General features: G+C 63.0%; 11 protein-coding genes. 5 read left to right on the top strand and 6 right to left on the bottom strand.

What is annotated here, in order from left to right:
• Window positions 1-6: 6 nt before the first annotated feature.
• The 3 genes from rny to Q0248_RS06750 form a co-directional block, all read right to left on the bottom strand.
• Window positions 7-1,605, bottom strand: a complete 1,599-nt coding sequence (rny, locus tag Q0248_RS06760) for a ribonuclease Y (protein ID WP_299320949.1) — start codon at window positions 1,603-1,605, stop codon at window positions 7-9.
• 107 nt (window positions 1,606-1,712) lie between these two features.
• Window positions 1,713-2,054: a cell division protein ZapA gene (locus tag Q0248_RS06755; RefSeq protein WP_299320948.1), complete on the bottom strand. Its 342-nt coding sequence runs from the start codon at window positions 2,052-2,054 to the stop codon at window positions 1,713-1,715.
• A gap of 62 nt (window positions 2,055-2,116) precedes the next feature.
• Window positions 2,117-2,413: a hypothetical protein gene (locus Q0248_RS06750; RefSeq protein ID WP_299320946.1), complete on the bottom strand. Its 297-nt coding sequence runs from the start codon at window positions 2,411-2,413 to the stop codon at window positions 2,117-2,119.
• Between the two features lie 485 nt (window positions 2,414-2,898).
• Here Q0248_RS06750 and Q0248_RS06745 point away from each other — a divergent pair, with 485 nt between their 5' ends.
• From Q0248_RS06745 to Q0248_RS06725, 5 genes are all read left to right on the top strand, one after another.
• Window positions 2,899-4,617, top strand: a complete 1,719-nt coding sequence (locus tag Q0248_RS06745) for a glutamine--tRNA ligase/YqeY domain fusion protein (protein WP_299320945.1) — start codon at window positions 2,899-2,901, stop codon at window positions 4,615-4,617.
• A gap of 9 nt (window positions 4,618-4,626) precedes the next feature.
• Window positions 4,627-5,256, top strand: a complete 630-nt coding sequence (locus tag Q0248_RS06740; RefSeq protein ID WP_299320943.1) for a DedA family protein — start codon at window positions 4,627-4,629, stop codon at window positions 5,254-5,256.
• A complete protein-coding gene (locus Q0248_RS06735; RefSeq protein WP_299320942.1) occupies window positions 5,256-6,833 on the top strand; it encodes an FAD-dependent protein in 1,578 nt (525 codons plus the stop codon). The genes Q0248_RS06740 and Q0248_RS06735 overlap by 1 nt, the downstream gene beginning before the upstream one ends.
• Window positions 6,834-7,454: 621 nt before the next feature.
• The gene (locus Q0248_RS06730; protein WP_299320940.1) at window positions 7,455-10,007 is read left to right on the top strand and encodes a glycoside hydrolase family 2 protein; all 2,553 of its coding nucleotides are present in this window, start codon (window positions 7,455-7,457) and stop codon (window positions 10,005-10,007) included.
• A gap of 116 nt (window positions 10,008-10,123) precedes the next feature.
• On the top strand, window positions 10,124-12,370 hold the full coding sequence (locus Q0248_RS06725; RefSeq protein WP_299320938.1) for a nitric-oxide reductase large subunit: 2,247 nt from the start codon (window positions 10,124-10,126) through the stop codon (window positions 12,368-12,370).
• Window positions 12,371-12,461: 91 nt separating this feature from the next.
• Here the strand turns inward: Q0248_RS06725 and Q0248_RS06720 are convergent, their stop codons facing one another.
• The 3 genes from Q0248_RS06720 to typA all read right to left on the bottom strand — a co-directional run bounded on the left by Q0248_RS06720 (window position 12,462) and on the right by typA (window position 16,376).
• A complete protein-coding gene (locus tag Q0248_RS06720) occupies window positions 12,462-13,202 on the bottom strand; it encodes an HAD-IA family hydrolase (RefSeq protein WP_299320937.1) in 741 nt (246 codons plus the stop codon).
• Complete coding sequence (locus Q0248_RS06715; protein WP_299320935.1) at window positions 13,195-14,403, bottom strand: dicarboxylate/amino acid:cation symporter; 1,209 nt, start codon at window positions 14,401-14,403, stop codon at window positions 13,195-13,197. The genes Q0248_RS06720 and Q0248_RS06715 overlap by 8 nt, the downstream gene beginning before the upstream one ends.
• A gap of 170 nt (window positions 14,404-14,573) precedes the next feature.
• Window positions 14,574-16,376 carry a translational GTPase TypA gene (typA, locus tag Q0248_RS06710; RefSeq protein ID WP_299320934.1) on the bottom strand — a complete coding sequence of 601 codons (1,803 nt, stop codon included), beginning with the start codon at window positions 16,374-16,376 and terminating at the stop codon, window positions 14,574-14,576.
• Window positions 16,377-16,391: the final 15 nt, after the last annotated feature.

Below are 16,391 nucleotides of genomic sequence, written 5' to 3'. Positions count from 1 at the left end.
TGCGGGCTACTTGGCGTAGCTGACGCTGCGGGTCTCGCGGATGACGGTGATCTTGACCTGCCCAGGGTAGGTCATCTCGTCCTGGATGCGGCGAGCGATCTCCTCGGAGAGCGTAGCGATGGTGCTATCATCGGTGTTCTCTGCCCCGACAATGACGCGCAGCTCGCGCCCTGCCTGGATGGCGTAGGTCTTGACGACGCCGGGGTAAGAGGCGGCCAGGGTCTCAAGGTCGTTGAGACGCTTGATGTAGGCCTCTACGATCTCACGGCGGGCACCGGGACGGGCGCCGCTGATGGCGTCACAGACCTGTACGATGGGGGCGATGAGGCTCTCCATCTCGACCTCGTCGTGGTGGGCGCCGACAGCGTTACAGATGTTGGGCTTCTCCTTGTACTTCTCACAGAGCTTCATCCCGAGGAGAGCGTGGGGCAGCTCGGGCTCGTCGTCGGGCACCTTACCTATATCATGCAGGAGCCCAGCGCGCTTGGCGTGCTTGGGGTTGAGTCCCAGCTCGGAGGCCATGACGGCACAGAGGTTGGCCGTCTCGCGGGAGTGCTGCAGGAGGTTCTGCCCGTAGGAGGAGCGGTACTTCATCTTACCGATGAGGCGAATGAGCTCGGGGTGCATGCCGTGGATCCCGAGGTCGATGACGGTACGCTTCCCCGTCTCGATGATCTCCTCCTCGATCTGCTTGCGCACCTTGGAGACAACCTCCTCGATGCGGGCGGGGTGGATACGGCCGTCCTGCACGAGCTGGTGCAGCGCCAGACGCGCTACCTCTCGGCGTACGGGGTCGAAGCTGGAGAGGACGATGGCCTCAGGCGTGTCGTCGACGATGATCTCTATACCCGTGGCGGACTCCAGAGCACGGATGTTGCGCCCTTCGCGCCCGATGATACGGCCCTTGATCTCGTCGCTCTCGATGTGGAAGACGGTGACGGAGTTCTCGATCGCCGTCTCGGTGGCGACGCGCTGGATGGACTGGATGACGATCTTCTTAGCCTCCTTGCTGGCCGTCATCTTGGCCTCCTCGACGATCTCATTGATGTAGACCTGGGCCTGGTCCTTGGCCTCAGCGCGCAGGCTCTCGATGAGGCGCTCGCGGGCCTCGTCTGCGGAGAGGCCGCCGAGCTGCTCGAGGCGCTGCTGCTCGCTGCGGCGGAGCTCCTCGAGCTCCTGCTTCTTCTGCTCGTACTCGACCTTCTTGACCTCGTATTCCTCCTTCTTGAGCTCGATGCCCTCACTCTGTAGGGCGAGCTTCTCCTTGAGGACGTCGATCTCGCTGTTGCGCTTCTCGAGGTCAGACTGACGCTGGTTGAGGGACTGCTCGCGTCCCTTGAGCTTGTTCTCGATCTGCTTGAGCTTCTCGTTGCGCTGTGCCACCTGCTGCTCCAGCTCGCCCTTGAGCTGGAGGAACTTCTCCTTGACCTCAAGGAGCTTCTTCTGTTTGAGCACCTCGGCCTCACGCTCGGCCTCGGAGAGGATACCTGCGGCCTGGGCCTGGGCATGCTCGCGCTGGCGAGGGATGTAGACGAGGAGCATCCAGGCCAGCGCGGCTAGGATGACGAGGAGCAGACAGATGATGATGATGGTAGATGTTCCCATTCCTTACTTATTTGTTAGTCTTCTCTATGCTAAGGGGGTAAGGAGGGGACAAGCGCGCCATGAGGCAGCACGACCCGCGGCGAAGTGCCTCGAGGGGTCGCGGCCCACTAGGGCTGCAGCGTAGCAGTAGCCTGAGTGAGGAGCTCCTCCAGCGTCTCGTTGAGCTGGCTGAGGCGCGGCCCGAAGTGACGGCTACGCACCTCGCGCTCCTCGAGGAGCTCGCGGTAGCGCGTGGCCACGTCTAGGGCCGACATCGCCAGATAGGTCTGTCGACCCACCTCGGAGACATTGGGGTAGCGGGCGTGGTAGCTCTGACTGGTACGCACCAACTCCTCACCAGCTAGGCGGTAGCGCTGCTCCTGCTCGCGTGGTACACGCAGGCTGAGGCGCTGCCCCTCGATGGCGATGGTGATGCGCTGTAGGCTATGGTCACGTCCGTCCTCACTCATTATATATAGAGCCCCGCGGGAGCGGGGTCTGTATCGCTAGGTCTGTAGAGCCAGCTGGGGGATCACTCGTGCTCGAGCTGCTGGATGCAGCGCTCGACCTCCTGAATGAGTCCATCCAGGAGCTGCCGTGCGGCAGCACGCTCCCCCGCGCCCTCGACGAGTGCCTGCGACAGGATGCTGGTGGCATGCTGTGCCTGCTCCTCCGAGAGGGCGGTGCGTAGGCTCTGTAGCTCGCTATCCTGTAGACTGAGACGCTCCTGCAGCTGCCTAATGCGCTCATCCTGAGCGCGCACGAGCTGCACCAGACGACCTATATTTACTTCTAGGCGTCGGAGCTCTAGGTCTTCATTCTCTGTCATAGCGTGGTCTTACCTTACCTTAGAAGCAAAGGTACAACAATTTAGGCAGAGGGCTGGGCTCCCGCCCGTGATGCAGGGGAAGGCGCACCGAAGCCTCCTCCCCACCCCCATAGCGCTAGCCTACACCCCTCCCCCAGCACCACACAAGGCTGTCCCAATCGCCGCCGCTCCCCTAGCCCGCAGCCCTAAGCCCTATCCCCCAGCCACCTGACCGATATCCTTCAAGGCGCTGACTGCTATCCCTCACGCGCCGCATGGACGTCCCTCAGAGCGCTGACTGATATCCCTCAGGAGCCCTCCCCCTAGAGCCGTGCGCTGCCCCGACCCAAGTCGCCCCTCCCCTATCCCCCTCACCCAGCCCAAGCCCCTCGGGCGCGCTATCTGCCTCAAAAGCGCTATTTTTGTTCCTCATAGAGGCCTCCTAGCTAGGCCTCAGATCACAAGGAACTCAACAACGACAAGTATCATAAGCGCAAACGAGCATCATGGCTGAAGAACTCACCCCCCTCTCTGGCGAGGGCGAAGCAAAGAAGAGCCTCAACTTCATCGAGCAGATCGTCGCTAGCGACCTAGCGGCAGGCAAGAACGGCGGACGCCTGCAGACCCGCTTCCCACCCGAGCCTAACGGCTACCTGCACATCGGCCACGCGAAGGCCATCTGCATGGACTTCGGCATCGCCCAGCGCTATGGCGGCGTGTGCAACCTCCGCTTCGACGACACCAACCCCACCAAGGAGGATGTGGAGTACGTCGACGCTATCCGCGAGGACATCCAGTGGCTGGGCTTCCAGTGGGGCGCTGAGTACTACGCCTCGGACTACTTCGAGCGCCTGTATCGCTTCGCCGAGGAGCTGATCCTAGCGGGCCACGCCTACGTCGATGAGCAGACGGCCGAGGAGATCGCCCAGCAGAAGGGCACACCTACGACCCCTGGGGTCGCTAGCCCCTACCGCGACCGCCCCGCCCAGGAGAGCCTCGACCTCTTCCGCCGCATGAACGCTGGGGAGTTCCCCGAGGGGGCGATGATCCTGCGTGCCAAGATTGATATGGCCGCGCCCAACATGCACTTCCGCGACCCCATCATCTACCGCATCATCAAGGTGCCCCACCACCGTACGGGCACCCAGTGGAATGTGTACCCGATGTACGACTTTGCCCACGGGCAGAGCGACTACTTCGAGGGCGTCACGCACTCGATCTGTACGCTGGAGTTCGAGGTACACCGTCCACTCTATGACTACTTCATCGAGCTGCTCAAGCAGGTAGAGGGTCAGCCCGACGACTACGCACCCCACCAGTACGAGTTCAACCGCCTGAACCTCACCTACACCATGATGAGCAAGCGCAAGCTGCTGCAGCTCGTCAAGGACGGCCTCGTGGCAGGCTGGGACGACCCCCGTATGCCGACCATCTGCGGCCTACGCCGCCGCGGCTATACGCCCGAGTCCATCCGCAGCTTCGTCGATAAGATCGGCTACACCAAGTACGACGGTATCATCGACATGGCGCTGCTGGAGCACGCCGTACGCGAGGACCTAAACAAGCACGCCCTGCGTGGCTCGGCCGTCCTCGACCCCGTCAAGCTCATCATCACCAATTACCCCGAGGGACAGACCGAGGATATGCCCTTCCTCAACAACCCCGAGGATCCCGAGAGCGACAGCCACAGCATCCGCTTCGCCCGCGAGCTCTACATCGAGCGCGAGGACTTCATGGAGGATGCGCCGAAGAAGTACTTCCGCATGACCCCCGGGCAGGAGGTGCGCCTCAAGAGTGCCTACATCGTCCGCTGCACGGGCTGTGCTAAGGACGCAGCGGGTAACATCACCGAGGTCTACGCCACCTACGATCCCGAGACGCTCAGCGGCCGTCCCGAGGCGGGCCGCAAGGTCAAGGGCACCATCCACTGGGTCTCTGCTGCCGACAGCGTGGAGGCCGAGGTACGCCTCTACGACCGGCTCTTCACGGACGAGAACCCCAGTGAGGTCAAGGACAAGGAGCTGGCCGAGCTGCTCAACCCCGCATCCCTGACCGTCGTCCAGGGCGCTCGTATCGAGCCCTTCCTCGCCCAGGCTAAGCTCGGGGAGTACTACCAGTTCCAGCGCGTAGGCTACTTCTGCCTCGACCCCGACAGCCGTCCCGATCACCTCGTCTTCAACCGCACGGTCTCGCTCAAGGACACGTGGAAGAAGGTCAGCAAGTAAGCCTCAGCTATGGTAGAGCACCTCAGTTTCCTCCAGGACATCCTGCAGCACCTCGACTACTTCTGGGTCACGGTGCTCATGGCTGTCGAGTCCTCCTTCATTCCCTTCCCGAGTGAGGTGGTCGTCCCCCCTGCTGCCTACCGCGCAGCCAACGGGGAGCTGAACATCATCCTCGTCGTCCTCTTCGCGACCCTAGGGTCCAATATCGGGGGGGTCGTGAACTACTATCTAGCGCGCTACCTCGGTCGCCCCGTGGTCTATCGCTTCGCTGGGAGCCGCCTCGGACGCCTCTGTCTCCTGAGCCCTGAGAAGGTCGAGCAGGCCGAGCAGTACTTCAATCGCAACGGCGCTACCTCGACCCTCATCGGCCGTCTCATCCCCGCCGTACGTCAGCTGATCTCCATCCCCGCGGGGCTGGCAGGCATGCCGCTCGGCCGCTTCCTCCTCTACACGACGCTGGGGGCAGGGGCGTGGAACATCGTCCTGGCCGTCCTCGGCTGGGTCATCGGCCGTACCGTACCGCCCGAGCGCTTCGCTGAGACCATCCAGAGCTACAGCTCCACGATCGGTCTCGTGATCGCTGGCGTCCTCATCGTCGGCGGCCTCGCCTACTACCTCCTCAAGCACCGCAAGAAGTAGTGACGACCCTCCAGCTCAACCTCTCCCCCGAGGAGGCTGCCTCCGACGCGTCCATCCGCAGCGCCGTCGCCCGTGAGCTGCGCCTCACCCCCGAGGCCATCACGAGCGTGCAGATCCGCCGCCGCAATATCGACGCCCGCCAGCGCCGCATCCGCGTAGGGCTGAGCGTAGAGGTCTACCTCGAGGGCGAGCAGCCCGCAGTGGATGACTTCAGCGACCTCGTCTACCCCGATGTCTCGGCCGCGCCCTCGGTGGTGGTGGTCGGGGCGGGTCCCTGTGGGCTCTTCGCCGCCCTGCGCCTCATCGAGCTCGGGCTAAGGCCCATCGTGCTGGAGCGCGGGCAGGACGTGATGCAGCGCCGCCGCGACATCGTTCAGCTAGAGCGTACGGGGATCGTCGACCCAGAGTCCAACTACAGCTACGGCGAAGGCGGGGCGGGCGCCTTCTCCGACGGTAAGCTCTACACCCGCAGCAAGAAGCGCGGGAGCGTCGAGAAGACGCTGCGCATCTTCTGCCGCTTCGGTGCCGACCCCAAGATCCTTGTCGATGCCCACCCACATATCGGTACGGACAAGCTCCCCATCATCATCCGCCGCATGCGCGAGCAGATCATCGCCTCGGGCGGTGAGGTACACTTCGGCTGCCGCATGGACGAGCTCATCCTAGAGCGCGGACGGGTGCGCGGTGCGGTGAGTGCCGACGGACGGAGCTTCGAGGGGCCCGTCGTGCTGGCCACAGGGCACTCGGCGCGCGATGTCTACCGCTACCTACACGCCGCGGATATCTTCGTCGAGGCCAAGCCCATCGCCGTGGGCGTACGCCTCGAGCACCCGCAGCAGCTCATCGACCAGATCCGCTATCACAGCCCCGAGGGACGTGGCAAGTGGCTGCCCGCGGCCGAATACGTCTACAAGGCGCAGGCCTCGGGGCGCGGCGTCTACAGCTTCTGCATGTGCCCAGGCGGCTTCGTCGTCCCAGCCTCCACGGCCCCGGGTGAGACTGTCGTCAATGGGATGTCGCCCGCCAACCGCGGCTCCCGCTGGGCCAACTCCGGTATGGTCGTCGAGCTTCACCCCGCCGACATCCCTGCCACGGGCATCGCGGTCGAGCAGCTCGAGAGCCCGCTGGCGCTGATGGAGTGGTGCGAAGAGCTGGAGCGTCGCTGCTATGCCGCCGCCCAGCAGAGCCTGCGCGCTCCTGCGCAGCGTATGACGGACTTCATGCGCGGGCGTCTGTCCACGAGCCTGCCCTCGAGCTCCTACTCGATGGGACTGACCAGTAGCCAGCTCAGCGACTGGATGCCGAGCTTCCTCACCGAGCGCCTCAAGGAGGGCTTCCGCGCCTTCGACCGCTCGACGCGTGGCTTCCTCACCGAGGAAGCCCAACTGATCGCCCTCGAGAGCCGCACCTCCTCGCCCGTGCGCATCCCCCGCGACAAGGACTACCGCCACCTCACCTACGAGGGGCTCTACCCTGCAGGCGAAGGCGCGGGCTACGCAGGTGGGATCGTCTCGGCAGCCATTGACGGGGAGAACGCCGCCACGGCACTGGCCGCCTGGCTGAGGGGCGAGGGCTAAGTCCGCCCACCTCCTTCGGCGAGTCCTCGCTCCCTTGTAGGCAAAGGCACCCGCCCCACCCCGCAGAGGCGAGTACCGCCCAAGGCCTCCCTCCGCTCCCATACCCACCGAAGCCACACAGCGCGCCCCCAGAGCTCACCGCAGCTCTGGGGGCGCGCTGTCTATTCCTCTCGTTGCGCTACCCTAAGGCCCTCCCCGCGTGCATATCAGCCCTTTGCCGAGCGCACATCAGGCCTTTCCCGAGCGCGCATAAGGCAGTTCACGGAGAAAGTAATATAAGTTCGCAGCCGTTCTTATATTACTTTCGGCGTATTCTTATATTACTTCTCCCAGATTATTATATAACTTCCCTCGAAATATTATATAACTTTTCGAAAAATATTATATAACTTTCCGCGGATTGTTATATAATATTCCGCGGAAAGTTATATTATTTTTCCCCGATTCTTATATTACTTTTCTTGCCCGCATCAGTCAGTTCGCTCGCTGAGGGTATTATGCGGGCTCGGGGACAGCAGTCCGTGAGCGCTCTGAGGGGCTTTGCTTACCTTTGTGCAGTGGGCTTCAGCAGCCTGCTCCCGCACTATGTACCGACTCATCCTTTGCCTCCTCCTATGCCTTATGTGTAGCCCTTGCAGCGACGCCGCAGCCCGCGACACCCTCGACCTCCACACGGGCTGGCAGCTCTATCACTCCAAGCTCCAGCGCTGGATCCCCGCCACCGTCCCAGGCGTCGTCCAGCAGGACCTCATCCGTCAGGGCCTACTCCCCGACCCAGGCTACAGGACGAACGAGGATAGCGTGCAGTGGGTCAGCGAACTGGACTGGACCTACCGCCTGCGCTTCACCCTCTCCGCCCGCCAGCTCGCCCAGCCCTCGCTGCGCCTCTACTTCGGCGGGCTGGACACCTTCGCCGAGGTCTGGCTCAACGGCCAGCGCATCCTCACGAGCAGCAACATGTACCTCGAGCATGAACTGGAGGTCAAGGGGCTCCTGAGACGGGACAACGTGCTGGAGCTGCGCTTTGCCTCCCCCACCCGAGCCTCCCTGCCGCGCTATGAGGCCTCGGGCATCAATTACCCTGCGGACAATGACCACGCACCCATCCACCTCAGCGTCTTCACCCGCAAGGCTCCCTACCACTACGGCTGGGACTGGGGCGAGCGCCTGCTGACGCTCGGCCCTTGGCGGGCGGTGCAGCTCCGCCTCGGGGCTAAGGAGCACTTCGCAGGGCGTCCCTACCTGAGCTATCACCCCGAGGCGAAGGGGCGCGAGCTCCAGCTGCGCCTGCGTCCCGAGGACATCGCCGCGCCTGCGGACACGCGTCTGAGCTACACGCTCCTCGATCCTCAGGGGCGCAAAGTCTACCGTCGGGAAGGACGCGTCGCGGACTTCCTCCCCCAGGTGGGGCAGCCCTTCGCCCACAGCCTCCCCGATCCCCAGCTCTGGTGGCCGCGCGGTATGGGGGAGCAAGCACGCTACACGATGCGCCTCGAGCTACGTCGCCGCGGCGAGCGTCAGCCGCTGGACAGCTACACGACCCGCGTCGGGCTGCGCACGCTGGAGCTAAGGCGCGAGGCCGACAGCCTCGGGCGTAGCTTCACCTTCGTCGTCAATGGCGTCCCCTTCTTCGCCAAGGGAGCCAACTACATCCCCGGGACGCTGATGCTGCCCACACGGAGCGACGCGCAGCTGGTGCAGCTCTTCGAGGACATGCATCGCAGCCACTTCAACATGCTGCGCGTCTGGGGCGGCGGCGTCTACGAGAGCGACCGCTTCTACGAGCTGGCCGACCGCTACGGCATCCTCATCTGGCAGGACTTCATGTTTGCCTGCACCCCTTACCCCGCCGACAGCACCTTCCTCGAGGAGGTGCGGCAGGAGGTCGTGCAGAATGTACAGCGCCTCAGACAGCACCCCTCCGTAGCCACCTGGTGCGGCAACAATGAGATCGCCGAGGCGCTGAAGTACTGGGGCTGGCAGCGCAAGTATCCCAAGGAGACCTTCGAGCGCTTCGAGCGCGACTACGCCCGCCTCTTCCGTCAGCTCATCCCCGAGCTCCTCAGCGAGCACGATCCCCTACGCCCCTACATCGAGAGCAGCCCCGACACGGCGAACTGGGGACGCCCCGCAAGCCTCGGCCTCGGCGAGAGTCACTACTGGGGCGTGTGGTACGGCCGCGAACCCTTCGAGATCCTGCGGGAGCGGATGCCGCGCTTCATGAGTGAATTCGGCGTACAGTCCTTCCCCATGCCCTCCAGTATCCGCCGCTTCGCCCGAGAGGAGGACTACGACCTCGAGAGCCCCGTGATGCGCAGCCATCAGAAGAGCAGCATCGGCAACGACGTCATCCTCCACTACATCCGCCAGGAGTACCCCGAGCCGCGGGATTTCGAGGACTTCGTCTACGCCTCGCAGGTGATGCAGGGGCGCGGCATCGCCCTCGGCATCAAGGCACAGCGCGCCGCCGCCCCGCGCTGTATGGGCAGCCTCTACTGGCAGCTCAATGATGCTTGGCCCGCGATCTCTTGGTCGGGCATCGACTACTGGGGTGCGTGGAAGGGGCTGCAGTATCAGGCGGCCCGCGCCTTCGCCCCCTACACGATCCTCCCCAGCCGCGACGGGCGCCGCCTCTCCATCGTGTGGGACGAGCAGCCCGAGGGCGAGCACCGCGTACGCCTTGAGGCCGAGCGCTTTGCCTTCGACGGACGCGGGGAGACGGGCCGTCCTTGGTCGCGGGAGCTGACGCTCACGGGCCGCAGCGGCGTCCTCGAGCTGGACATCCCGCTGGAGGAGCTGCTGCCCGATGAGGCCTCCAAGCGCCAGAAAGGCATCAGCTACCGCCTCAGCGCGGGTTCCGAGCTACTCTGCGAAGAGCTCTACTACGCCCTCCCACCCAAGGAGCTGGAGCTGCCGCCCTTCGCCCAGCCCGAGCGCTGCGAGCTCGTGCGCGCCGCCGACGGCAGCCACTACACGCTGCTGCTGCGCTCCGACCGCCTGCTGCGCGACGTGTATATCGACACGAGCAGCCCCGAGCTACAGCCCGAGGAGAACTTCCTCGACCTCCTACCACAGCGCGAGTATCGCATCCGCATCTTGCCTCGCGCAGGCGCTGCAACGCCCCTTCCCCCAACCCTCCCGCTCAGGCTCAAGGCGCTCAACCCACAGCGCTAGCGAACCCTAGAGAGGACTTGCAGAAATTCGAGCATTACTTTATTTTTGTAGCTATCTCCTGAGACTTACTAAGCGGGTCTAGCCAGGAGGCATCTCTCACCAATACCTCTATATATATGACACCTAAGAAACTGTGGTATGCGTTAGCGGCAGTCCTCGTACTGTCCTTCGGCGTCCTAGGCTTCTTCGGGATGGAGATCTTCCGCACCATGCCGCCCTTCCCTAGCAAGGTCGTGACGACAGACGGTACGGTACTCTACGAAGGACAGGACATCAAGGACGGGCAAAACGTGTGGCAGTCCATCGGCGGCCAGACCGTCGGTAGCATCTGGGGACATGGAGCCTACATCGCTCCAGACTGGAATGCGGACTACCTACACCGTGAGTCTGAACTAATGCTCGAGAAGCTAGCCGCGCAAGACGGGCTAGAATACAGCGCCCTTTCCGAAGCCGAACAGGCCAAGTACCAGGTACTCCTACGCGAGGAACTCCGTCGGAATACCTACGACCCGAAGACCGGCATCATCACCTACACCCCGCTACGCGCAGCGGTAGCCAAGGAGATCGGGCAGCACTACGCTAAGCTCTTCCTCGGTGACCCAAGCCCCGAGTACGCCAAGCTCCGCACCGCCTACGCCCTGCGTGAGCACTCGATCGAGGATAGCGCACGCATGGAGCAGATGAACGCCTTCTTCGCCTGGTCCTCCTGGGTCTGCGTCACTAACCGCCCAGGGGATGACGTCAGCTACACCAACAACTGGCCTCATGACCCCATCATAGGGAATATCGCCCCGACCTCCCTACACCTATGGTCAGGCTTCAGCGTCCTGATCCTACTCTTCGCCGTAGGGATACTCGTCTACTACTACGCGCAGTCTAAGGAGGACGAGGAAGGCCCCATCCCCAGCAGTGATCCCCTACGCGGGATGAAGCCCACGGCCTCGATGCGCGCCAGTCTCAAGTACTTCTGGATCGTCTCCGCACTGATGCTCGTGCAGATGACGCTGGGGGCCATCACAGCCCACTACGGCGTCGAGGGGGATGCCCTCTTCGGCCTACCGATCCAGGACTTCCTCCCTCAGGCTGTCTCGCGCAGCTGGCACGTACAGCTCGCCATCCTCTGGATCGCGACCTCCTGGCTCGCTACAGGGCTCTATATCGCCCCTGCCGTATCGGGTACGGAGCCTAAGTATCAGGCCCTCGGCGTGAATGTCCTCTTCGGCGCCCTCGTCTTCGTCGTCGTAGGCTCGCTCATCGGTCAGTGGATGGGGGTCATGCAGAAGCTCGGCCTCATCGAGAACTTCTGGCTCGGCCATCAGGGCTACGAGTACGTCGAGCTGGGACGCCTCTGGCAGATCCTGCTCCTGGTCGGCCTCGTGCTCTGGCTCTTCCTCATGATCCGCGCCCTTATCCCCGCGCTCAAGCGTAAGGATGAGAACCGCCACCTGCTGACGCTCTTCATCATTGCCTCGCTGGCGATCGCCTTCTTCTACGCCGCAGGGCTGATGTACGGCCGCCAGACCCACATGGCCATTGCAGAATACTGGCGCTGGTGGGTCGTGCACCTCTGGGTAGAAGGCTTCTTCGAGGTCTTCGCTACGGTGGTGGCTGCCTTCCTCTTCTGCCGCCTAGGGCTGCTGCGCATCCAGTCGGCGACGACCTCGGTGCTCTTCTCTACGATCATCTTCCTCTCAGGGGGGATCCTCGGGACCTGCCACCACCTCTACTTCAGCGCTACGCCTACTGGGGTGCTTGCCCTCGGGGCGACCTTCAGCGCGCTGGAGATCGTACCCCTAGTGCTCATCGGTATGGAGGCCTACCACAACTACCGCCTCTCCAAGGCTAGCCAGTGGCTCGAGGACTACAAGTGGCCGATCTACTGCTTCATCGCCATGTGCTTCTGGAACTTCCTCGGCGCAGGGATCTTCGGCTTCGCCATCAATCCTCCTATCGCGCTCTACTACCTGCAGGGGCTCAATACCACTGCGGTGCACGGGCACGCAGCGCTCTTCGGGGTCTATGGTATCCTAGGGATCGGGCTGATGCTCTTCTGCCTGCGTGGGCTCTACCCCGACTACAAGTGGAACGATAAGCTCATCGGCACGGCCTTCTGGTCGATCAACATCGGGCTCTTCCTGATGGTGACCATCAGCGTACTGCCGATCGGGATCCTCCAGGCGCACGAGTCTATCACCAAGGCCTACTGGTCGGCACGCTCGGCAGACTTCCTACAGCAGGACTTCATGCAGGTGATCCGCTGGATGCGTATGCCAGGGGATATCCTGCTCGGCCTCGGCGAGGTACTGCTTGTCGTCTTCATCTTCGGCCTCCAGTTCGGTTGGTCACGTAAGGAGAAGCGCTAGTCCCCTAGCGGACAAGCAAAGGAAAGCCCCACATCACCTCAGGCTTAGGGAGGTGATGTGGGGCTTTCCTTGTATCTACAGGAGGCAGCAGCTACTCCATCGTCCAGCGGCGACGCAGCTCAGGCAGTGCCTCCGCCAGCGCCTTCATCGAGGGGAAGACGAGGTGTGCCCCGCGATCGGTGAGGGCGCTATCAGGCAGTAGACCCGTATTCACCGCTATGGTGAAGATGCCCGCAGCGACGGCAGCCTCTACGCCCATGGGCGCATTCTCTACCACCAGCGCCTCCTCAGGGGCGACGCCCGCCTTCTCCAGCCCCATCAGATAGGGCTCGGGGAAGGGCTTGCCCTGCTTGACGTCCTTGCCCGTGACCATCAGCGGACGGGAGAAGACCCCAGGGAAGGCCGTCTCGAGACGCGAGAGGAGCGTAGGCTGCGAGGAACCCGTGACGACGAGGCGGCCGAGGTCGGACACTGCCGCCAGCACCTCGGGGACCCCTTCGAGGATACCGCCCTCGTCATAGCGGACGAAGAGCTCGGTCTTCAGCTCATAGAGGTACTTGGTCTCCTCGGCAGTAGGCTTGCGCCCGAGGCAGCGCTCGTAGAGCAGCTGTATCGTATAGCTGCCCGTCTGCCCCTCGTACCAGTAGGCGTCCTCGGGCTGCATCTCGAGGCCGACACTGCGAGCGGCCTCCACCCAGGAGCGGCTATGCGCAGGCATGGAGTCGAAGAGGACGCCGTCCATATCGAAGAGGACGGCACGGAGCTCAGGCAGTGCGGCCTCAAGGCCACGCTCCTGACGGTAGCGCGCGAGCGCGAGCGAATATCTATCCATCTATACTATCTGTAGTCGGGCCTGCCGCAGGTGCCTCACTGGGCGTCGCGATCAGGCGGTCAATGACGAGGGCAATAGCTCCGTCGCCCGTCACATTGCAGGCCGTGCCGAAGCTGTCCATCGTGATGTAGAGTGAGATCATCAGGGCCTGCTGCTCCGCGGTGAAGCCCAGCACCGAGGCCAGCACTGCCAGCGCGGCCATGATCGCCCCACCGGGGACGCCAGGCGCTGCGACCATCGTGATCCCCAGCAGCAGGATGAACTGCGTGAAGAGCCCGAGGTCGTAGGCCCCACCGCTCACTAGGATTAGGGCCAAGGCACAGGAGACGATCTTGAGCATGCTGCCCGAGAGGTGGATGGTAGCACAGAGCGGGATAACGAAGGCACTGATGCCCTCGCTGACGCCGTTGCGCCGTGTCCCAGCCAGCGTCACGGGGATGGTCGCCGCCGAAGAGGAGGTGCCAAGGGCGGTGAAGTAGGCGGGCATCATCGTCAGAAGGAGCTTCAGCGGATTGCGCCGCGTCACGAGCCCCGCTACCGTGTACTGCAGGAGCAGCAGCCCGATATGCAGGACGAAGATCACCCCTATGATCTTAATGAAGACCAAGAGCACGCCCAGCACCTTACCACTGGAGGCCATATCGAGGAAGATACCGAAGATGTACAGCGGCAGGAGCGGCACGATGACCGTCTCGATGACTTTAGTGACCACCTCCTTCATATCCACGATGAGCCCGCGCAGCGTCGGCACCGAGAGGTGCGCGCTCGCCAGTCCCAGGACAAAGGCCAGCACCAGCGCAGTCATCACCCCCATGACGGGCGGCAGCTCGAGGCTGAAGTAGGGCTGTAGCCCCTCGGCAGGCGCTGCGATCGCGGAGGCCTCTGCCCCCTCGATGAGTCGCGGGAAGATGCTCACGCCCGTAAAGTAAGCCAGATAGCCCGAGAAGATCGTCGAGCCGTAGGCGATAGCTACCGTCAGGAGGAGCATACGTCCCGCCTGATGGCCGATGCTGCCGATGGCCTCGGCCACCAGCGCCAGGATGATCAGCGGGATGATGAAGTCAAGGAAGTGGGCGAAGAGCCCGTTGAGGGTGAGGAAGAAGCGGACGAAGGTCTCAGGCACGAAGCCTCCGAGGCTAATCCCCAGGACGAGCGCCAGCAGGATGCGCGGCAGAAGTCCTATACGTAGTCGTGATAGCATAGTATAGTAGTAGCGAGGAGTTGCTGAGCGGACTAAGCGATAGGACAAATTTAGGCTTTTCACCTCAATCGCAAGGCAGCGGGGCCTGCCAGCTAGGAACACCCGCTTGGGGGCGCATCCTGCTGGCAGGCCCCGCTAGCTGTAGCGGCAGGAGCTAGCGCTGGGGGCGGCTAGCCGCGGCTCTGGCGCTTGCGCTCCGTCTCGTCAAGGATGATCTTACGCATACGCATCGAGTGCGGTGTGATCTCCACGTACTCATCGGGGCGGATGTACTCCAGCGCATCCTCGAGGCTGAAGACGACGGGCGGTGCCAGCGAGACCTTGTCGTCACTGCCGGAGGCACGCATATTCGTCAGCTTCTTGCTCTTGCATACGTTCACCGCGAGGTCGCCCTCCTTGGTGTGCTCGCCTACGACCTGACCGGCATAGACCTCTTCCTGTGGGGAGATGAAGAAGCGGCCACGGCTCTGGAGGTTGTTGAGGGCGTAGGCATAGGCCGTACCCGTCTCCAGAGCAATGATGGAGCCGTTGCTGCGGCGCTCAATGTCGCCCTTCCAAGGCTGGTACTCAAGGAAGCGGTGGGCCATGACGGCCTCCCCTGCCGAGGCGGTGAGGACGTAGTTATTGAGCCCTATGATGCCGCGCGAGGGGATGGTGAACTCGAGGAAGGTGCGGCCGTCCTTGGTGTCCATCATCGTCATCTCGCCCTTGCGACGGGTGACGACGTCGATGATCTTGCTGGCGTACTCCTCGGGGAGGTTGACCGTGAGGTGCTCGACGGGCTCGTGCTTGACGCCGTCGATCTCGTGGATGATCACCTGGGGCTGCCCTACCTGCAGCTCGTAGCCCTCACGGCGCATCGTCTCGATGAGGACGGAGAGGTGCAGCACACCACGCCCGTAGACGATCCAGCTATCGGCCGTCTCGGCGGGCTCGACGCGCAGCGCCAGGTTCTTGTCCAGCTCCTTCATCAGGCGGTCGTGAATGTGGCGCGAGGTGACGAACTTACCCTCCTTGCCGTAGAAGGGCGAGTTATTGATCGTGAAGAGCATGCTCATCGTGGGCTCGTCCACCGCGATGGTATCCAGCGGCTCGGGCGTGGTAACGTCGGTGAGCGTCTCGCCGATCTCGAAGCCCTCGATACCGATGAGTGCACAGATGTCGCCCGAGGAAACGCTCTCGACCTTGGCACGGCCGAGGCCCTCGAAGATGTTGACCTCCTTGATGCGCATCTTAGCCACCGAGCCATCGCGCTTGCAGAGGGCGACGTCCTGCCCCTCGCGGAAGGTACCGCGGTGCACGCGCCCGACGGCGATACGCCCCACGTAGCTCGAGTAGTCGAGCGAGGTGATGAGCATCTGTGCGGGACCCTCGATCTGCTTGGGCGCGGGGATCTGCTCGATGATGGTGTCTAGGAGGATGGAGATGTCCTCGGTGGGCGTCTTGTAGTCCTTGCTCATCCAGCCCTGCTTGGCCGAGCCGTAGATGGTCTCGAAGTCCAGCTGCTCCTCGCTCGCATTGAGGCTAAACATCAGGTCGAAGACCATGTCCTGCACCTCCTCGGGACGGCAGTTGGGCTTGTCCACCTTGTTGATGACGACGATGGGCTTGAGCCCCATCTCGATGGCCTTCTGCAGGACGAAGCGCGTCTGCGGCATGGGGCCCTCGAAGGCGTCGACGAGCAACAGGCAGCCATCGGCGAGGTTGAGCACGCGCTCTACCTCACCGCCGAAGTCAGCGTGCCCAGGCGTGTCGATGATGTTGATCTTGACGTCCTTGTAGCGTATGCTTACGTTCTTAGAGAGGATGGTGATCCCGCGCTCCCGCTCGAGATCATTATTATCTAGGTAGGTGTCTACTTCGGCAGCCTTATCATCTCTGAAGAGCTTACCGGCGAGTAGCATCTTATCTACGAGCGTCGTCTTACCGTGGTCGACGTGCGCGATAATCGCTACGTTGCGAATGTCCTGCATCTGTTCTTAATGTCT

It is taken from the genome of uncultured Porphyromonas sp., assembly GCF_938046015.1.
Taxonomy (GTDB): Bacteria; Bacteroidota; Bacteroidia; order Bacteroidales; family Porphyromonadaceae; genus Porphyromonas.
The sequence above is the reverse complement of the archived record's forward strand: the minus strand, read 5'-3'. Positions and strand labels throughout refer to the sequence as shown.